This window comes from Flavobacterium sp., from assembly GCF_031381455.1.
In the GTDB taxonomy this organism is placed as follows: domain Bacteria; phylum Bacteroidota; class Bacteroidia; order Flavobacteriales; family Flavobacteriaceae; genus Flavobacterium.
The window spans coordinates 19,545-40,012 of the sequence record NZ_JANMXZ010000003.1 but is presented as its reverse complement, the minus strand read 5'-3'; the positions used below and the strand labels follow the sequence as shown (position 1 = coordinate 40,012).

The following is a 20,468-nucleotide window of genomic DNA, read 5'->3' as shown; positions in this document are numbered from 1 at the left end:
GGATTGAAAAATCCTCAGGTTAAAAATAGAAAATATGAGAACAAAAATTTTAATTTTCGCTTTGATGTTAACATGTTACACTGGACTTGCTCAGCAAGATGCACAGTATACCCAATACATGTACAACACCATAAATATCAATCCGGCTTATGCAGGGTCAAGAGGAGTTATGAGTATTTTTGGATTGCATCGTACCCAATGGGTAGGATTAGATGGTGCTCCTACCACTAACGCTTTCTCCATTAACACTCCTATCAATAACAGTAATCTTGGAGTAGGTTTATCTTTAGTAAATGACAAAATTGGTCCAACCAATGACAATACGATTTCTGCGGATGTATCATATACCATCTCAATGAATGAAGATTACAAACTGTCTTTTGGAATTAAAGCTTCGGGGAATATATTCAATTTGGATACCGATAAGTTAACGCCTGCCCAAGCTAATGATCCTAACCTTCAAAATTTCAGCAATGAGTTTTCACCAAATTTTGGAGCCGGAGTTTACCTGCATTCCGATAAATTATACTTAGGGCTTTCAGTACCAAACTTCTTGCAAGACTCTAAATACAATGATAATGATGTGGCTGTATTTCAGGAAAGAATGAATTTTTATTTTATTGGTGGATATGTATTTGATTTAGGACCTTCTATAAAATTCAAGCCTGCAGTTTTAACCAAAGTGGTAACTGGAGCTCCGCTTCAAGTAGATGCTTCAGCCAACTTCTTATTCTTTGACAAGTTAATGCTTGGTGGAGCTTATCGTTGGGATGCTGCAGTAAGTGCATTGGCAGGTTTTCAAGTGACCGATGGTTTGTTTATTGGTTACAGTTATGATATGGAAACAACACAATTAAGACGATATAACTCGGGTTCTCATGAGGTATTCTTACGATTTGAGTTGTTCAATAAAGTTAGTAAAATGGTATCCCCTAGATTCTTCTAATAAAACAACATCATGAAAAATAAAATTACATATTTAGTACTATTAGCTATCACTTTTGTGAATGGTTATTCGCAGGTTACTACTAACAAAGGAGAAGTAAAAGGTAATAAAGAGTATGCAAAATACGCTTATATTGATGCTATTAAAACATACGAACGTATCTATGAAAAAGGATACAAATCGCCTGATATGCTACTCAAAATTGGGAACGCCTACTATTTTAATGCCGAATTAGAAAAGGCTAACAAATGGTATGCTGAACTTTATGCAACCAATCCGGATCAAGAACCCGAATTCTATTATCGTTTTGCACAAACTTTAAAAGCTGTAAAAGATAACGACAAAGCTGCTACTATGTTGGCAAAGTTTTCCGAAAAAAGCGGGAATGACACCAGAGCAAAATTACTCTCTGAAAACAGAGATTATTTAGCAGAAATCAAAAGAAACTCTGGTCGTTATAAAATCGAAAATGCGGGTATTAATTCAAAATATTCTGATTACGGAACAGCCTTTATGGGAACCAAAGTGGTATTCTCATCTGCCCGTGATACTGGAAATTTCTCTAAAAGAATTCACACTTGGACAGGTCAATATTTTACCAATCTTTATGATTCTCCTATAGCTGAAGATGGTTCACTTGGGGCTGTTGGGAAATTTGGCAAAAAAATAAATACTAAATATCACGAAGATACTCCAGCTTTTACTAAAGACGGAAAAACAGTTTACTTCACTCGTAATAACTACCTTGACGGTAGAGGTTATGATGCCGGTAAAGTAACGCTTTTGAAAATTTATAAAGCTACTGTAAATAAAGACGGACAATGGGATAATATTACACCGCTACCATTTAATAGTGATAGTTATCAAACAGCACATCCCGCTTTATCACCAGATGAAAAAACACTATACTTTGCTTCTGATATGCCTGGAACACGCGGACAATCAGATTTGTTTAGAGTAAAAATAAGTGATGATGGTAGCTTTGGTCCTGTTGAGAATTTAGGAGATGCCATTAATACTGCCGGAAGAGAAACCTATCCTTTCATTTCTGATGATAACGAATTGTACTTTGCTTCAGACGGTCAGCCAGGTTTAGGTGGATTGGATATTTTTATAACAAGATTACCAAAAGATGGCAGCCTTAATTTTAAAGATGTTCTAAATGTTGGTGAAGAAGCGAATAGCCCAAAAGACGACTTTGCCTTTATCATTAACTTTAAAACTAAAAAAGGATTTGTAAGTTCTAACAGAGATGGTGGACAAGGAAGCGACGATATCTATAAGTTTGGTGAAACAAAACCAATTTGGTGTGACCAAATACTATTTGGTGTAGTTACAGATGAAGATACAAAAGCGGTTTTACCGAATACCAAACTGATTCTTTTTGATGAAAAATTCAATCAACTTAAAGAAACAACTTCTGATGCTGAAGGAAAATACGAATTCACCGAAGTCGTATGTGGCACAAAATATTTTGTAAGAGCTTCTCTTGAAGATTATACAACCAAAGAAGTTCCTGTAATTATTGGTAAAGAAACTGGTAAAACAGAACTTAATATTGAGCTTAAAACTTCTACTTGTAAAGTTAAAATTGGTGATGATTTAGCGGATTGTTTCAAAATCAATATCATCTATTTTGACTTAGACAAATGGAACATTAGACCTGATGCCGCTGTCGATTTAGCAAAATTACTTGATGTATTGACCCAAAATCCATCGATGAAAATCAATATTCGTTCTCATACTGATAGTAGAGCTTCGTTCTCTTATAACGATAAGTTATCAAAAAGAAGAGCCAAATCTACCAAAGATTGGTTAATTAAAAACGGAATTACATCTAATCGATTAACCTCTGAAGGTTTAGGTGAAAACGAATTGGTAAACAACTGTGCCGATGGTGTGAAATGTACAGAAGCAGAACACCAACTTAACAGACGTTCTGAATTCATAATTACAGCATTATAATACAAAACCCTTATAATCATACTTTAGAAAGCATCCGGAAACGGGTGCTTTTTTTTATCTTTGAGACATGGAAATTACAAAACTTTTCAAAGATTTTTTTGAAAGCGAAAAAGCCGGTGGATTTACATTAATTGCTTGTACCATACTTTCATTATTTTTAGCGAATTCCATTTGGAGTGAAAGCTACTTACAAATTTGGCACTATCAATTAGGAAATCATTCGCTTGAGCATTGGATAAATGATGGGCTAATGACCATTTTCTTTTTGCTAATTGGTTTGGAATTAGAACGCGAAATTTATGCCGGTGAACTTTCCAATATCAAAAATGCATTGCTGCCAATCTCAGGAGCTCTTGGCGGAATGTTAGTTCCCGCTGCTTTATTTTTACTTTTAAACTTTGGAACAGAAACCCAATCCGGAGCCGGAATTCCGATGGCAACCGATATTGCTTTCGCATTGGGAATATTATCACTTTTAGGAAATAAAGTACCAACATCATTGAAAATATTCCTAACCGCTTTGGCAGTAATCGATGATTTAGGTGCGATTTTGATAATTGCCATTTTCTATACAGGCGATTTAAATTGGATGAACTTAATCATTGCTTTATCCATTTTTGGAGGTTTGTTAGTTTTAAACAGATTGAAAGTTCATAACCTTATTCCTTATTTAATCGGTGGTGTTTTTATGTGGTACTTTATGCTGAATTCTGGAGTTCATGCCACAATTACAGGAGTTTTATTGGCATTTGCAATTCCGTTTAGTACAGGAAGTGAAAAATCGCCATCCATAATTTTACAGCATTTTTTACACAAACCTGTAGCCTATTTTATTCTTCCCATTTTTGCTTTGGCCAACACAGCGATTATAATAAATTCCGATTGGCACTTTGCTTTGTCACAAAATTATACTCTTGGAATTGCTTTAGGATTAATCATTGGAAAACCAATTGGCATTGCACTTTTCAGTTATTTGGCAGTGAAATTAAAGATTTGTTCCCTTCCCGAAGACATCAATTGGAAAGCTATAATCGGAGTTGGTTTTTTAGGCGGAATTGGATTTACAATGTCAATCTTTATCACGCTTCTCGCCTTTTCAGATGGGGAACACATCGATAATTCCAAAATCATGATTTTAATTTCATCATTAATCGCAGGAGTTTTAGGATTATTATTTTTAAAATCCGTTTTAAAAAAGAGTTTTAATGAAAATAATTCATAATTCATAATTCATAATTCATAATTCATAATTCATAATTCATAATTCATAATTCATAATTCGTAATTCGTAATTCGTAATTATTTAATACCAATTCCTTCTTTTGAAATAATAAATCATTCCAAACAACAATAAAAACATACATCCCAAAATAATAAAGTATCCGTATTTCCAGTGCAGTTCGGGCATATTGTCAAAATTCATTCCGTAAACACCAACAATAAAAGTCAGCGGCATAAAGAAGACCGAAACCACGGTTAAGGTTTTCATTACTTCATTCATCTTATGGTTTTGGGTCGAAAAATAAAAACTAGACGCACTATCAAGCGTAGTCATATCATATTCGATTTGCTCTAAAAGCTCCAAACTTTTTTGATGCAAGCGGTCAAAAAAACTGTAATTATCATGTTCGATAGCATTAAAAACATTATCATCCTTCATGCTTTTTATAGAATACAAAGAATCACGTAACGGAATAATAGAACGCTTCAAAAAGTTATAATTATCTCTATGCTTTTCTATTTGCTCTAAAATTTTCGGATTGGTACTTGTTTTAGATAAATTAATCAAATTTTCTACTCTATCTTCTTCGTTTTCAATAGTTATGTAAAAATTTTCCATTACGGAATCGAGTAATAAATACAATAGATAATCCGCTTTTTTATCTCTAACAATTCCGGAATGCGTTCTCATACGTTCACGTATGTGTGTAAAAAAATCACTTCTTTTTTCCTGAAACGAAACCAAAACTCCATTCTTTAACAAAAAACTGATTTGTTCTACATTAATATTATTGGTGTCTTCTTCAGGTAAGAGTGATTTAATATTAAAAAATAAAGTATCATGATACTCATCAAGTTTTGTTCGTTTGGTGGTATTTAAAATATCGGAAAGCATAAAATTATCAACCTTAAAAAAATCGCCAATTTTTTTGACAATCTCAATATCGTTCAAGCCGTGAACGTTTATCCAATTCGTTTTATTAAAATCAACATGCTTATGGATTTCATTGACTTCAAATTCATGAAACTCTGCTAAATCATTAGTGTCATAAACAAACAACTGAATTTCTGTTTGTGTATACTTATGAACTCCGGTATATTCTAATAAAGTAGGTTGTACTTTTTTCCCTTTTTTGTATTTAATTTTTCTCACGAATTCTAAATTTGTTTAAATTTAATACTATTTCTTTTTTTAGAACTATTTTTACCAAAAATCATTTTATGCAAACGTTACTCATCAACATAAAAGAGCTTCTGCAAGTAAGAGAAACTTCGATAGATAAAGTTTCCGGGAGCGAAATGGCAATTTTACCGACAATCAAAAATGCCTATTTGTTGATAGAAAATGATCTGATTGCAGCTTATGGTTCGATGGAAAATTGTCCAAAAATAAACACCGATAAAACGATTGATGCTTCTGGAAAAATGATTTTACCATCTTGGTGCGACAGTCATACGCATATTGTATATGTTGGCAATCGTGAACAGGAATTTGTGGATAGAATTAATGGTTTGACTTATGAAGAAATTGCCAATCGTGGCGGTGGCATTTTAAATTCTGCCAAAAAACTAAACGAAGCTTCTGAATCAGCAATTTACAATCAATCCAAAAAAAGACTCGAAGAAGTTATCCAACAAGGAACTGGAGCAATCGAAATCAAATCGGGTTACGGATTAACCGTTGATGGCGAACTCAAAATGCTACGTGTCATTAAAAAATTAGCTGCCAATTATCCAATAACTATCAAAGCAACATTCCTTGGTGCTCATGCTTTTCCTTTAGCCTATAAAGAAAATCACAATGGTTATATCGATTTGTTAATCAATGAAATTTTGCCGAAAATTGCCGAAGAAAACTTAGCTAATTATATTGATGCCTTTTGTGAAACGGGTTATTTTTCGGTGGCAGAAACCGAACGAATTATGGAAGCCGGAAAGCACTATGGTTTGCGTTCCAAAATTCATGTTAATCAATTTACAGCCATCAACGGTATTGCAGCCTGTGTAAAACACAACGCACTTTCGGTTGATCATTTGGAAGTTGTAACTGATGAAGATATTGAAGTCTTAAAAAATACCGAAACCATGCCTGTGGCATTGCCAAGCTGTTCTTATTTTATCAGTATTCCGTATACGCCAGCGCGGAAAATGATAACCGCCGGTTTGCCTCTTGCCTTAGCTTCCGATTTTAACCCGGGAACTTCACCTTCTGGAAATATGAATTTTGTTGTGGCAACAGCTTGTATCAAAATGAAAATGACACCTGAAGAAGCCATTAATGCAGCCACAATAAATGGCGCGTATGCCATGGGAATTTCAACAACTCACGGAAGCATAACCGTTGGCAAAAAAGCCAATCTTATCATTACAAAACCTTTGAATTCATTTTATGAATTGCCGTATTCATTCGGCACCGCTTTAATTGACCAAGTGTTTTTAAACGGAAAGTTAGTCTCATAAAAAAAGTCTTCTCGTCATATTACGAGAAGACTTTCTTCCTTCTATAATTATTAAAAAAGATGATTATTATCGTAAGCTAAAGCTACTTTTTGAAACCAATTCTCCTTTGTCAAACACATTGACAAAATAAGTTCCTTTAGCAAAATCTTTTCCTGGCAATTGTTCAGAAACTTCAACCGTTTTGTTATCATATTTTACCGTTGTGGTAAAACTGTATGTTAAAGTTTGATCTCCAAACGAAACAGTTGCTTTATCTCCCAAAACATTGTTTTTAGAATCAATTACCTGAACATAATATGTTTTATCTCCCGATTTTGCAATTTTGTTTTCTGCTATTGTAAAGTTAATTTTAAGCATGTCCGTTCTACTTGCTTTGTCAGTGGCGATTTGTTTTCCGGAACTTCTCACTTTATAAGAAGCTGTTTTCAAATTCGTAACCGTTAGTTTAGAACCTAGTTCAACTGTTTTGGCTAGCTCTTCATTTTGTCCCACCAAAACCTGATTGTATTTTTTGTTGTCTTCTAAAACTACTTTTGTACTATCTAAATTTGTTGTCAATGTTTGATTTTGTGCTTTCAACACTTCAACTTCCTGCATCAAATTCTGCATTTTTTGCTCCAATGCTTTATATTGAGTTCTATATTTCTGTAATGAAGCATTGTCTCCTTTTGATGCTTTTAAATCTGACATCAATTTTACAACTTTATCTCTTTCAGCAATTAACTCATCTGACATTGAAGTATTTTCAGCAATAGCAGCATCATAGGTTGTTTTCAAATCTGCCAAATCTTTGAGAACAGATTCTTTTTCAGATTTTACAGTGGTAACCGTAGTTTGTAATGTCTTTGAGTCAGACGTTAGTTTAAAAATATAAATTAAACTTCCTATCAATAAAACTGCTAATATTCCAATAATAGCTTTTAGTTTTGAATGATTGTTTTGATTTTCCATGTGGCATTTTTTTTTATTATTAAATAATACTATTTAATATAGTAACGAAAGATAAGCATTTTTATTATATTTTTGGTGAAATATTTTTTCAAATGGAGAATATAATTCCGTTTTCAATTACTGATTTAGCAAAAGTTACCAATCATCGAAGTGGTGAAGTAAAATTTGGTGAAAAAATGCTAACCATACCCAAAGGTGAAAATTGTCATGAGTATTTGAAAAACTGCGAAGCAAAATATGTACTGTTTGGAATTCCGGAAGATGTTGGTGTTCGAGCAAATTTTGGTCGTCCTGGAGCTTATTCTGCTTGGGAAAGTGCTATTGCGAGTATTGCCAATATACAGCACAATCGTTTTTGTAAAGGAAGCCAAATAGTGATTTTAGGTGCGTTGGATGTTGCTGAAGAAATGGAAGTCTCCAAAAATTTGGATTTTCATAATACGGCTGACCGAATAAAATTAAGTTCTCTTGTTGAAAAAATTGATAAAGAAGTTGTACATATTATAAGTTGCATTATTAAATACGGTAAAACTCCTATAATTATCGGCGGTGGTCACAACAATGCTTACGGAAATATAAAAGGAACGGCACTTGGATTAGGAAAACCCATAAATGCTATCAATTTTGATGCACATTCCGATTTTAGAATTCTGGAAGGAAGACATAGCGGCAACGGATTTTCGTATGCTTATGAAGAAGGTTTTCTGAAGAAATATTTCATCTTTGGCTTGCACGAAAATTATACTTCTAAAAATGTACTCGATAATTTAAAGAAAATTGAAGACCGCGTTACTTACAATACTTATGATGAGATTAAAGTCCGTAAGCAAAAGCAATTCCTGCAGGAACTAATAAGGGCATCAGATTTTGTAAAAACAGATCCTTATGGTATCGAAATCGATTTGGATGCTTTGCCCAATATCGCCAGCAGTGCCATGACTATGAGTGGTTTTTCGGTAGAAGAACTGCGTCAGTTTGTTTATTTCTTTGGCGAACATAAAAATGCAGCGTATCTTCATATTTGCGAAGGTGCACCTGATTTAGGCGAAGAAAAAAACAATCATCTTATCGGAAAGCTGATTGGTTATTTAGTTACTGATTTTATTAAATCGAGAAAGGAGTTGATATAATTTAGGATTTACGATTTGGGAATTAGGATTTGATAATTTATAATATATTTTGCTTTAATTCCTAAATCCCAATTCTCAATTCCTAATTACTTATATTTGCAGTGGTTTACAATTAATCGTAATCCCATTTTATGTTATTCGAAGATTTATCATTATCCAAAAGTATTCAAAGAGCAGTCTTTGAAGAAGGATACACCAGCCCAACTCCTATTCAGGAAAAGGCTATTCCATTTATTTTAGCAGGAAAAGATTTAGTTGGCTGCGCCCAAACCGGTACCGGAAAAACAGCGGCTTTTGCTATTCCGATTATACACAATTTGCATCGCATGATTGGGTCGTCCAAAAAGACAAAAGAGATTCGTTGTTTGGTAGTGACTCCAACCCGTGAATTAGCCGTTCAGATTGGAGAGAGTTTTGATACTTATGGAAAGTATACCAACATTTGTCAACTAACCATTTTTGGTGGTGTTTCGCAAGTGCCACAAGTGGAGCAATTAAAGAAAGGTGTTGACATTTTGATTGCGACTCCAGGAAGATTATTGGATTTACACAAACAAGGTTATATCGATTTTGACCAATTACATTATTTGGTTTTAGACGAATCGGATTTGATGCTCGACATGGGTTTCATTAACGATGTTAGAAAAATTGTAAAACTGGTTCCAAACAACAGGCAAACTTTACTGTTTTCGGCAACAATGCCAATGGCAATCCGAGAATTAGCTGATACTTTTTTAAACAAACCCGAATATGTTTCGGTAACTCCGGTTTCATCAACGGCAGAAATTATTGAACAGCAAATCTATTTTGTTGGAAAAGAAGACAAACGTGGTTTATTATATCATTTGATACGAAATGAAAACCTCAGTAATGTGCTGGTTTTTGTCAGAACCAAACATGGTGCTGACAATGTGGTTAAAGCGTTAAAAAAACACGGTGTTAATGCTGAAGCCATTCACGGCGACAAATCACAAACGGCAAGACAACGCGTTTTAGACCATTTCAAAAACAAAGAAATCTCTGTTTTGGTAGCAACTGATATTGCTGCTCGTGGGATTGACATTGAAAGTTTGCCTTATGTAATCAATTTTGATTTGCCAAATATTCCAGAGACTTATGTACACCGAATTGGCAGAACAGGTCGCGCCGGAAATGACGGAATATCGATATCCTTTTGCAGTAAAGATGAAGAACCGTACTGGAAAGACATTCAGAAATTGATAAAGGTTAATGTAAAAATAATGAAAGACCATCCGTTTCCATGGAAAGATGCTGAACCAAATCCGGATGCAAAACCCGATTTGAGAAACAAAAAGAAACCCGAAGGAAAGGAAAACAATTCAAGAAAATCGGAAGCTTCTAAGAAGAATAAAAAACGCTGGTACTAACCGGCGTTTTCTTTTTTAATTTGATTGTGAATGACCTGAAATAACTTTGAAGGTTCAAAGGGTTTCACCATAACATCATTCATTCCGGCAGAAATAGCTTGTTCAACCACTTCTTGTTTGTCAAAAGCAGTTAAAGCAATAACAGGAATGGTGATTCCTTTTTCTCTGATTTTTCGTGTTGTATCAAAACCGTTAATTAATGGCATGTTGATATCCATTAATATTAAATCAAACGATTCGCGGTCTAGCGCCACTAAAGCAGCATAACCATCATCTACAATAGTGCAACTCATATTGCTACCCTGAATAATTTTTTTTGTTACTACCTGATTTATTTTATTGTCTTCTACAACCAAAATATTGTATAAATGGCTGGTCGATAAATCAACTTCGATGTTATTTATAATTTCTTTTGATTTGTCTTCATCAAATTCAAATCCGATGGTGAATGAAAAAGTAGTTCCAACATTTTCTTCACTTTCTAAATGAACTTCGCTGTTGAATAATTTCACCAAGCTAGAAACTATAGACAATCCCAAACCTGTACCTTGATAATCTTCTTCTTTTCGTTCTATTTGTACAAATTTATCAAAGATTTTTCCTTGGTCTTCTTTGGCAATTCCGATTCCGGTATCTTTAACTTTAAATTCAATGAAATAGACTGTTCCTTCTACTTTTTTCAAATCTGCCATGACAGCAACTTCACCGTTTTTGGTAAACTTCAAAGCATTACTCACCAAGTTCATGATGATTTGTGACAACCTAAGTTTATCACCAATTAAGAATTCAGGAATAGCAGTATCAATTTCTACAGTAAATACGTTGTTGTTTTTATCGGCTATATATTCAACCGAATTTTTTATCAAAGTGATTTCATCTGCCAAGTTAAAAATCAGACTTTCCAAGACGATGCGTTTCTCCTCAATTTTATTAATTTGAAGAATGTCATTTACTAAAGAAAGTAGGTATTTGGCTGAGAACTTCAAGGATTTTAGGTGTGGACTATTTCCCAATTCTTTATGTTCGTCTAAAATGATATTAGTAATTCCAATGACACCATACAAAGGTGTTCGCAATTCGTGAGTAATGGTGGAAACAAACTGTGATTTTAGTAGCGATGCTTCTTCTGCTGCTTCTTTTGCCAAAACAAGTTCCTCATTGGCTTTTTTTAATTCGATATTAGCTTGTTCTCTTAATTTTATGTTTTTGTACAAAGTCAGTAACAATAATAGCAAAATTATCAAGATGACTATAAACAGTATAACAATCAATCTTGACTCTTTTATGCTCTTTTGATGTTGTTCATTTACCTGTTCAATTCGCTCTAATTGATTTTTGTATTCGTCTAACTCAATTTGTACCGCGGCTTTTTGCAAGTTATCAAGTTTGTCTTCTGAATAGACAACCTTATTTAGCGAGTCCAATTTTTCTTTATACTCCTTTGCTTTTTCGGGTTCTTGAAAATGATTGTAATGACGAACCAGGTTTTCATAAACACTAATTAAGTACGAATCGTATTGAATCTCTTCAGCTAATTTCTGAGCTTTTGCATAATATTGTTCCGCTTCGGCTTTTTTGTCATGGTTTGTTGCATAAATCCCAAGCAGCGAATTCATTCTCATTTTGATTTCCTGGTCACCATACTTTAGTACATTTTCCTGAATGCCTCTTAAATATAGATCTCCTTCATCAAATTTATTAATTGCAAAGTAAGCACTTGCAATATTCATTTTTGTATTCTTTATGTCGGTGCTGTCCTTGATTTTTTCGGCGTAGTATAATGCCTTCTTATAATAATTTATTCCTTTGGGAACATCAATTTCGTTGTAATAATAAACGCTGCCTAAATTCCCGTAAATCCAATTGTAAAGTTTATCCTTGTTTGTCTTTTTAGCATAGAACAGTGCTTTTTCGTAAAAGCCTATTGCTTTTTTGGAATCGGAACATTCGTTGTAAATAACCCCAATAGTATTGTAGGATTGTGCAATATAGGAATCGTCATTTATACCAAAAGAATTAATCAAAGCTTGTTTGGAAGATTTTAATGCTTTGTCGTATTTGGCATCATTAAAATCGGAAACAGCTTGATTAAGCAATTTTTCTATTTCAGCTTTCTCCTTTTTATAATCTTGCGCTACCGAATTGGTAAAACAAAAAAGTATAAATACAAGTAAACTAATGGATTTGGCTTTAATCATAGGGTTGGTTCAATGCTCAAATATAAAATATTTATTCAAAAAAAAATCCCGATTACTCGGGATTTTCTTGGTAATAGATTTAATTTCTAATCAGTTTGCGATATTTGATTCGTTTTGGAGTAACATCAACACCTAATCGTTTCTTTTTGTTTTCTTCATATTCAGAAAATCCTCCTTCAAAATAGTAAACTTCAGAGTTGCCTTCAAACGCCAAAATGTGTGTGCATATTCTGTCTAAGAACCATCTGTCGTGACTGATAACTACGGCACAACCGGCGAAGTTTTCTAAACCTTCTTCCAAAGCACGAAGTGTATTAATATCTAAATCATTCGTTGGCTCATCGAGTAACAATACGTTTCCTTCTTCTTTCAAAGTCATGGCCAAGTGCAAACGGTTGCGTTCTCCACCCGAAAGCGTTGCCACTTTTTTATTCTGGTCGCTTCCGCCAAAATTAAAACGAGATAAATACGCTCTTGAGTTTACTTGTCTTCCGCCCATCATGATTAATTCTTGTCCGTCACAGAAGTTTTCCCAAATTGATTTATTTGCATCGATATTAGAGTGTGCTTGGTCAACGTAAGCAATCTTCACCGTGTCACCAACGCTAAATTGGCCAGAATCTGTTTTTTCTTCTCCCATTATCATTCGGAAGATTGTCGATTTACCGGCACCATTTGGTCCGATGATTCCAACAATTCCGGCTTGCGGCAAAGTGAAGTTTAGATTATCATATAATAATTTGTCTCCAAAAGCTTTGGCAACGCCTTTTGCTTCAATCACATTCGTTCCCAATCTCGGGCCATTTGGGATGTATATTTCTAATTTTTCGTCCAGTTCTTTTTGGTCTTCGTTTAAGAGTTTGTCGTAGTTTTGAAGACGCGCTTTCTGTTTCGTCTGACGACCTTTTGCTCCTTGTCGAACCCAATCCAACTCACGTTCTAAAGTTTTTCTGCGTTTGGAAGCCACTTTTTCTTCTTGCTCCATACGTTTTGATTTTTGTTCAAGCCAAGAAGAATAATTTCCTTTCCACGGTATACCTTCTCCTCTGTCCAATTCCAAAATCCAACCCGCAACATTATCCAAGAAATACCTATCGTGCGTTACGGCAATTACAGTTCCTGCATATTGTGCTAAATGTTGTTCTAACCAAAGTACACTTTCGGCATCTAAGTGATTGGTTGGCTCATCCAAAAGCAATACATCAGGTTGTTGCAATAACAAACGACATAAAGCTACACGACGTTTTTCACCACCAGACAAAACACTTATAGGCATATCGCCTTCCGGTGTGCGAAGCGCATCCATAGCTACTTCTAATTTATTGTCAATTTCCCAGGCACCACAAGCATCAATTCTGTCCTGCAATTCCGCTTGGCGAGCCATCAATTTATCCATCTTATCGGCATCTTCATAAACTTCAGGTAAACCAAAACTATCGTTGATTTTATTGAACTCGTCTAAAAGTGCCATGGTATCAGCAACACCTTCTTTTACGATTTCTAAAACCGTTTTGGTTTCATCTAGTTTTGGTTCTTGTTCTAAGTAACCAACAGTATATCCAGGCTGGAAAACCACATCGCCTTGATAATTTTTATCAACTCCAGCTATAATTTTCAACAAGGAAGATTTTCCGGAACCGTTAAGTCCAAGGATTCCGATTTTTGCTCCATAGAAGAAACTTAAATAGATGTTTTTTAATACTTGTTTATCGCTTCCCTGATACGACTTACTCAATCGTTGCATTGAGAAAATTACTTTTTTATCGTCTGACATGTTTTATAAGTTTATGGTTCAGAGTTTATTGTTTATAGTTTAAATACTATAGTAACTACTCTTTAATTTATTTAAATTTCAATCCTTTTATTTCGCAATTGTTTAGATAGTTCATCATTGACCCTATCTTATTTTTATTTGTTTCAGTAATTTCCAATAAATGCAAATGTTGTTCTTCATTGATTAACTTTTTATCAAAAGCTCTATAACTTTGCGATTTTACTTCACCACAGGAACCTTCAGCAATACTCAAAAACTGTATAAATTCTCTGTTGCCATTACGCTCAAATCCTTCAGCAATATTGTCCATTATAGAACCTGAACTCCTATCGATTTGGTCTCTTAAAGAGTAATTCGTTTTTAAATTGGTTGTTTGAATTAATAACTCAATGTTTTGACAAATTGCTCTTGCTTGTTGCCAAATTTCTAAATCTTCAAACTTTTGAATGGTAGCCATAACTATAAACCAGAAACTATTAACTATTAACTCTCTACAAACGCCCTTTTAATGAACTGAATACCCAAGCATTTGCTAAAAAGCCTACTCCAGTTGCACCAAATCCCCAGCCAGCAGTTTCGTCATAACGGAACGCACCAAGTGCTATAAGTATTAATCCCATGATAATCATGACAAAAGTTGCCCATCCTAAGACAGTGTTTTTATTCATTCCCATGTTTTGTGGTTTTTAATTTTGGAAAGCAAATTTAGTCAAAAATTACGAGTTTCTTATACCTAATCCTTTTTCACTAGTTACTCTTATAAACAACCCCTTCTTTCATTACAAAAATAACATTGTTTACTGTTGAAACATTCTGTGTTGGATCATCGTTTGTGGCAATTATGTCCGCCAGGAAACCATTTTCAATAGAACCAATTTGCTTATCCATATCAAGTAACATTGCATTAGTAATTGTGGCAGATTGCAAAGCTTTCATAATTGGCATTCCTGCTTCGGTCATGTAGACAAACTCACGAGCATTCAATCCGTGTTGAAAAACTCCGGCATCAGTTCCAAAGGCAATTGGAACTCCTTTTTTATAGGCTTTGGCAAAAGTTCCCTGAATCTTTGGTCCAATAGCCAAAGCTTTAGGTACTACAATTGCTGGATAATAATTAGGTTTTTTTGCATTCTCTTCAACGGTTTTTCCAGCTGTGATGGTTGGCACCAAATAAGCATTATATTTTATCATCAAATCCATAGTGGCATCGCTCATTTCGGTACCGTGTTCAATGGTTTTTACACCTGCTTTTACAGCTCTTTGCATACCTTCGTCTCCGTGAGCATGTGCTGCCACTTTCATTCCGTAATCTTTAGCTGTAGAAACAATTGCCTCTATTTCTTCCTGCGTAAACTGAGGATTTCCCGCACTTTTAGCAACACTTAAAACGCCTCCAGTAGCAGTTATCTTAATCCAATCAGCACCATTTTTATAACGCTGACGGACTGCTTGCCGTGCATCTTCTACGCTATTAACAACGCCTTCTTTTGGACCTGGATTGCCCATTAAATCCTTTCGGTAGCCATTTGTCGGGTCGGCATGACCGCCAGTCGAAGCTAATGATTTTTCGACGGTGAAGATTCGTGGCCCGATTACTTTACCCGCTTTAATGGCATTTCTAAGTGATACATTGACGCCGGTTCCTCCCAAATCCCTGACAGTAGTAAAACCCGCCAACAAAGTAGTCTTAGCAAAAACTTCGGCATCATAAGCAATATCGGCATCGTTGAGTGTGAATTCTTCTAAATAAGCAGTTGGGCTGGTTTCTCCTTCAAGGTGAACGTGCATATCAATCCAACCTGGCATAACAGTTTTGATTTTGAGGTCTACGACTTTGTCGGTTGTATTGGTTGGATTAACAAAGCCATCTTCAATACTCTTGATAATTTTGTCAGATACAATTATGGTTTTATTTGTTAGTACTTTTCCGTTTTTGGTATCAATAAGTTTACCGCATTGGATGTAAGTGTCTTGAGCCTGAAGACTTATTGAGATTAGAAGTAAGCTGAATAGAAATAGTTTTTTCATCTTTGAATTATTTTAGAATTTAAAGATAGGAATTTTTAACGCAAAAATAAAACTCATTTAGGCACTATGATTTAAGAGATAACTTAGAGTGTAACCAACTTTTCAAAACGACCATGATGGCTTTTTGAAATCGATTTTAAAACTTGATTTTTAGTATCGTAATAGTCAGGAATTCCATTAGTTTTAATAATAACTACTTCTGAATTTAAGTATTGAATAGTATCAAAATCAGAAGATTTAAGTACAGCAATTGTTTCAATACATTCTAAAGAAATGATAGTTTTGGTGAAGTATATGGTATCATAACAGATTACTTTTCCGTACAGAATTCCCGCTTTTTCTTCTATGTCAAAACATTCTAATTGCAATGGAATATATGACCTCATCTGCGTTTGACGGTTATAAATTTTATAGGCAGCTTCTTTTCGGCTCCATAGATTCCAAACCATTATTTCGGGATTTAGAGATTTTGAAATAAGTAATTGTTCTTTTGATGTAAAGATTTTATCCAAAAAGCCTTTGCGTTTCCAGTTGCTTTCTTTTCGGGCTAAATCCAAATCTATAACATCATTGCCTATCACTTTTCAGAAAGTTTGGTTTCAATAATTGCTAAAGTTGCTTTTACAGTCAGCATTTTTTCCATCGACTGATTGTCAATTTCGATTTGGAAAGCTTCTTCAACATCTAAAACAATATCCACCAAATTAGCCGAATTAATGTTCAAATCGGTAATAAAATCGGTATTCTCATTCATATTTTGAAAGGCTTCTTCGTTTTTGACAAACGGTTTTACAATAGTCTTCAATTGTTCAATTATCGCTGTTTTTTCCATAGTTAAGTATATTTTTTAAGGATTACACATCCGTTCACATCGCCAAAACCGAAACTGGCTTTGGCTAAGATAGTGATATCTTTTTCAATCAATTGTTGCGGAATTTTAGTAGAACTAATGCAATCTGTTATTTCTGGATGCAAATCCACACAGTTTATATTCGGAAAAATGAATCCGTGATAAACCTGCAGCACCGAAGCCACACTTTCAACACTTCCGGAAGCTGATAAACAATGACCTACCATCGATTTCAATGAATTGATGTATGGAAAATCTTTTCCTTTTCTGTTTAATGCTTTACTCCAATTCTTAATTTCGAGCGCGTCTTTACTTGTCGCCGTCAAATGTCCGTTGATAACCTCAATTTCCTCCGAAGTTATTTTGGCATCTGCCATTGCATCCGTAATACATTTTTGCACTGCTACAGCATTGGGCGCTGTCATGGTGCCTATACCTCGTTGACCACCAGAGTTGACATTTCCACCTAAAACTTCAGCATAAATTCGAGCATCACGAGCTAAAGCGGTTTCTAAATCTTCCAAAACCAAAGCTCCGGCACCACTTCCGGGAACAAACCCTGAGGCTGTTGCCGACATTGGTCTCGAACCTTCTTCGGGAGTTTGGTTGTGTTTAAAAGTGCAGACTTTCATCGCATCAAATCCACCCCAAATATAGGGACCACTATCACTAGTGCTTCCTGCTAAAATACGTTTGGCTTTTCCTAATTTTATTCTTTCATACGCCATTAATATACTTTCGGTTCCTGTAGTACACGCAGAAGAATTAGTCGTAACTTGATTTCCTAAACCGAGTTTTCCCCCAAGATAAGCACTTACGCCACTATTCATGGTTTGTGCAACAGCTGTACTTCCTAATTTTCGGGTTTCAAAATTATCAATTTTATAAATGCTTTCCCTAAATTTTTCGATACCCGAAGTTCCGGTTCCGAAGATAGTTCCCGAATCCCAATCAGGGTTTTCGTTGTGTTCGATTGACAAACCAGCATTTTTCCAAGCGTCGATTCCTGCTATTACTCCGTATAAAATTCCGGTTGAATTGAAATTACGCAGCTCTAATTCGGTAAAATAGTCTCTTTTTAATTCTTCTGAAATTTCAGGAGTTCCGGAGATTTGACAGGAAAATTGAAGCCTTTCTAATTCGGGATTGTGCTTTATTCCAGAAATTCCGTTTTTTATGGCATTGGTAAACGCATCAAGTCCAACTCCGTTTGGAGCTACGATTCCCAGACCTGTGATGACAACTCTTCTTTCCATTTTATAGTATCATTCCGGCTATAGTGCCTTGACAAACTTCTTCATTATTAGCATTGAACATTTTTACGTTGCATTTTAATTTACCAAATCTAAAATAGATCTTCTCTGAAATTACAATTACTTTTTCGTTTGGATAAACGGGTTTCAGGTATTCTATTTCTGAAGATGTCAATGCAACTTTCGATTCTGAATTAAAATCATTTCCTAATAAATAAATTCCCAAACAAACGACTCCAATTTGCGCCATGACTTCGGTTAAAATAACGCCAGGTGTAACGGGATTATCCTTGAAATGTCCTTTATAGAAATCTAAATTGGCATCAAAAGTAAACGTTCCTTCTACTCCATTTTCATCAATATGTAAAATCTCATCTACAAAAAGAAATGGCGAAGAATAGGGCAGTTTAAATATAATTTGTTCTTTAGTCATTACTTATTATTTGTCATTATTGGATGAGATTGCTTCGCCAGTTCGCTATCGCTCGTGTCCTCTCTCGTCAAAAAAGACGAGACGGAATGACAAAGTTAAGTTAGAATTCAATTAGTATTCGTTGCGCTGAAAATCCGGGACCAAAACTCAACAATAATCCTTTCTCCCCTTTCTTTGGCTTATTATCCATCACACGTTCTAAAACATATAATACTGTTGCACTTGACATATTGCCATACAATCGCAACACTTCTTTGGTATCGTTGATGTTTTTGCCTAAATCGGAAAATAAATCTTCAACAGTTTGTACAATTTTTTTACCTCCTGGATGGAATATCAAATGATCTATATCTTCAATTTTTTGATTATTTTTCTCCAAAAAAGGATGAATAATATCCGGAAAATGTGATGCAATAGTTTCGGGAACTTCAATATCCAAAACCATTTGCAAACCGGAATTCATTAATTTGAAACCCATCATGTGAATCGCATCGTAAAAATGATACATGTCTTCGGCTAGAATTTTTGGTCCTTCATCCTCTTCATGCGAGGACAATAAAACACAAGCCGCGCCATCACCAAAAATGGCAGCACTAACAATATTTGGCATCGAATAATCATTAAGTTGAAATGTTGCCGTCGGGCTTTCTACAGCGATAACTGCTGCTCGTTTTCCTGGATTAGCTTGAAGGAAATTCTTGGCGTAAATCATTCCGGATATTCCCGCTGCGCAACCCATTTCGGTAACAGGCAAACGAACAATATCCTGACGTAGTTTTAGCGAATTGACTAAATAAGCATCGAGTGACGGAATCATAATTCCGGTGCAACTAACTGTGATGATATAATCTAAACTTTCTGGTTTCCAGTTGGCTTTTTCGAGTGCTTTGTTTAATACATTTTCGCCTAATTCAATCACTTCCCGTACATAAATATCATTGCGTTCTTCAAAAGAAGTGTTGGTAAAAACTTCCATTGGTTCCATTATCGAGTAGCGTTTATCAACCATCGCACCTTCGAAAATCTTTTTTACTTTTCGGATAAAACGTTCATCTTGTCCTGTTAGCCAACCTTCCAAAAGAGGAAGAATTTCTTCAGTCGTTCTTGAATATTTTGGTAATGCTTTTGCTACGGCTTTTATTTTGACACTCATTTTTTACTTTGTATTGATAATCCATTGATAGCGAAATGCCCATTTCCAATCTATTGAATAGTTTTTTAACTGTAATTTTTTAGAGAATTGCTCTAATTCGGGTTTTTTAAATCCTCTTAAAATAGACACTAAACCGTCTTCTCTTGACATATCATTTAATCTGAAAGCAAAGCACAAACCCTGAAACAATCTATAGGAAATGTTACTTCTTTGCAAATCATTGATAACAATTCCGAGTTTGGCATTGGTTTTAAATACACTTAACAATTTTATAATTTCTTCCTCCTTAAAATGATGGAGTGTTAAAGTACACAATACGATATCATAGTGCAGCTTTTCAAACGCTTTATCGAAAACATCTTCGCATCGATAGGAAATGTTTGGATATTGACTCGATAATTTTTGCGCGTAATCGATTGTAAATTGATTGGCATCAATTCCGATTAATTCTAATTTGATTCCATTGTTACCAGCATAATCTGCCAGAGTTCTTAGCATATCACCATTACCACAGCCGACATCAACAATGGTTATTTTTTCTTGATTTGGATTTTGCTTAAGAATGTTTTTAACACCTTCCAGCGTGAGTTTATTGCCACCTAAAAGCTGATTGATTTTGGCAATTTTATCTAAAGCATCTCTCAACACTTCTCCTTTCATGTCAAAATCATCCATAATTTCGGACTGATTGGTTCGATATTTTGTGTTTATATACATT

19 protein-coding genes are annotated in these 20,468 nt (G+C 34.7%); 6 read left to right on the top strand and 13 right to left on the bottom strand.

The window, feature by feature from the left end:
* The first annotated feature begins 34 nt into the window (after window positions 1–34).
* The 3 genes from RMN97_RS00885 (at window position 35) to nhaA (ending at window position 4,133) form a co-directional block, all read left to right on the top strand.
* Window positions 35–946 (top strand): type IX secretion system membrane protein PorP/SprF, encoded by a 912-nt coding sequence (locus tag RMN97_RS00885; protein WP_309612636.1) that lies wholly within the window; start codon window positions 35–37, stop codon window positions 944–946.
* Between the two features lie 12 nt (window positions 947–958).
* On the top strand, window positions 959–2,911 hold the full coding sequence (locus RMN97_RS00880; protein ID WP_309612635.1) for an OmpA family protein: 1,953 nt from the start codon (window positions 959–961) through the stop codon (window positions 2,909–2,911).
* Between the two features lie 67 nt (window positions 2,912–2,978).
* Window positions 2,979–4,133, top strand: coding sequence for a Na+/H+ antiporter NhaA (gene nhaA / locus RMN97_RS00875; protein ID WP_309612634.1), 1,155 nt, complete (start codon window positions 2,979–2,981; stop codon window positions 4,131–4,133).
* Window positions 4,134–4,214: 81 nt separating this feature from the next.
* On the opposite strand, the gene corA is transcribed toward nhaA, so the two are convergent.
* A complete protein-coding gene (gene corA, locus RMN97_RS00870) occupies window positions 4,215–5,285 on the bottom strand; it encodes a magnesium/cobalt transporter CorA (RefSeq protein WP_309612633.1) in 1,071 nt (356 codons plus the stop codon).
* Between the two features lie 68 nt (window positions 5,286–5,353).
* Here corA and hutI point away from each other — a divergent pair, with 68 nt between their 5' ends.
* Entirely contained in the window at window positions 5,354–6,592 is a 1,239-nt protein-coding gene (gene hutI / locus RMN97_RS00865) for an imidazolonepropionase (RefSeq protein ID WP_309612632.1), read from the top strand.
* Window positions 6,593–6,658: 66 nt separating this feature from the next.
* On the opposite strand, the gene RMN97_RS00860 is transcribed toward hutI, so the two are convergent.
* The gene (locus RMN97_RS00860; protein ID WP_309612631.1) at window positions 6,659–7,543 is read right to left on the bottom strand and encodes a hypothetical protein; all 885 of its coding nucleotides are present in this window, start codon (window positions 7,541–7,543) and stop codon (window positions 6,659–6,661) included.
* A gap of 92 nt (window positions 7,544–7,635) precedes the next feature.
* On the opposite strand from RMN97_RS00860, the gene RMN97_RS00855 reads away from it, so the two are divergent.
* Complete coding sequence (locus tag RMN97_RS00855; RefSeq protein ID WP_309612630.1) at window positions 7,636–8,673, top strand: formimidoylglutamase; 1,038 nt, start codon at window positions 7,636–7,638, stop codon at window positions 8,671–8,673.
* 131 nt (window positions 8,674–8,804) lie between these two features.
* Window positions 8,805–10,061, top strand: a complete 1,257-nt coding sequence (locus RMN97_RS00850) for a DEAD/DEAH box helicase (protein ID WP_309612629.1) — start codon at window positions 8,805–8,807, stop codon at window positions 10,059–10,061.
* On the opposite strand, the gene RMN97_RS00845 is transcribed toward RMN97_RS00850, so the two are convergent.
* The 11 genes from RMN97_RS00845 to RMN97_RS00795 all read right to left on the bottom strand — a co-directional run bounded on the left by RMN97_RS00845 (window position 10,058) and on the right by RMN97_RS00795 (window position 20,467).
* Entirely contained in the window at window positions 10,058–12,259 is a 2,202-nt protein-coding gene (locus RMN97_RS00845) for a response regulator (RefSeq protein WP_309612628.1), read from the bottom strand. The two genes, RMN97_RS00850 and RMN97_RS00845, sit on opposite strands and share 4 nt — an antisense overlap.
* A gap of 79 nt (window positions 12,260–12,338) precedes the next feature.
* Window positions 12,339–14,033, bottom strand: coding sequence for an energy-dependent translational throttle protein EttA (ettA, locus tag RMN97_RS00840; RefSeq protein WP_309612627.1), 1,695 nt, complete (start codon window positions 14,031–14,033; stop codon window positions 12,339–12,341).
* Window positions 14,034–14,100: 67 nt separating this feature from the next.
* On the bottom strand, window positions 14,101–14,490 hold the full coding sequence (locus RMN97_RS00835; RefSeq protein ID WP_309612626.1) for a four helix bundle protein: 390 nt from the start codon (window positions 14,488–14,490) through the stop codon (window positions 14,101–14,103).
* Between the two features lie 34 nt (window positions 14,491–14,524).
* Window positions 14,525–14,707, bottom strand: coding sequence for a CAL67264 family membrane protein (locus tag RMN97_RS00830; protein WP_309612625.1), 183 nt, complete (start codon window positions 14,705–14,707; stop codon window positions 14,525–14,527).
* 73 nt (window positions 14,708–14,780) lie between these two features.
* Window positions 14,781–16,061: an amidohydrolase family protein gene (locus RMN97_RS00825; RefSeq protein WP_309612624.1), complete on the bottom strand. Its 1,281-nt coding sequence runs from the start codon at window positions 16,059–16,061 to the stop codon at window positions 14,781–14,783.
* An 83-nt stretch (window positions 16,062–16,144) separates the two neighbouring features.
* Window positions 16,145–16,642, bottom strand: a complete 498-nt coding sequence (locus tag RMN97_RS00820) for a 4'-phosphopantetheinyl transferase superfamily protein (RefSeq protein ID WP_309612623.1) — start codon at window positions 16,640–16,642, stop codon at window positions 16,145–16,147.
* Window positions 16,639–16,893, bottom strand: coding sequence for a phosphopantetheine-binding protein (locus RMN97_RS00815; protein ID WP_309612622.1), 255 nt, complete (start codon window positions 16,891–16,893; stop codon window positions 16,639–16,641). The genes RMN97_RS00820 and RMN97_RS00815 overlap by 4 nt, the downstream gene beginning before the upstream one ends.
* Window positions 16,894–16,895: 2 nt before the next feature.
* A complete protein-coding gene (locus RMN97_RS00810) occupies window positions 16,896–18,167 on the bottom strand; it encodes a beta-ketoacyl-[acyl-carrier-protein] synthase family protein (RefSeq protein ID WP_309612621.1) in 1,272 nt (423 codons plus the stop codon).
* Window position 18,168: 1 nt separating this feature from the next.
* Window positions 18,169–18,597 carry a FabA/FabZ family ACP-dehydratase gene (locus RMN97_RS00805; RefSeq protein WP_309612620.1) on the bottom strand — a complete coding sequence of 143 codons (429 nt, stop codon included), beginning with the start codon at window positions 18,595–18,597 and terminating at the stop codon, window positions 18,169–18,171.
* Window positions 18,598–18,697: 100 nt separating this feature from the next.
* The gene (locus RMN97_RS00800; protein ID WP_309612619.1) at window positions 18,698–19,750 is read right to left on the bottom strand and encodes a type III polyketide synthase; all 1,053 of its coding nucleotides are present in this window, start codon (window positions 19,748–19,750) and stop codon (window positions 18,698–18,700) included.
* Window positions 19,751–19,753: 3 nt separating this feature from the next.
* On the bottom strand, window positions 19,754–20,467 hold the full coding sequence (locus RMN97_RS00795) for a methyltransferase domain-containing protein (protein WP_309612618.1): 714 nt from the start codon (window positions 20,465–20,467) through the stop codon (window positions 19,754–19,756).
* Window position 20,468 lies beyond the last annotated feature (1 nt).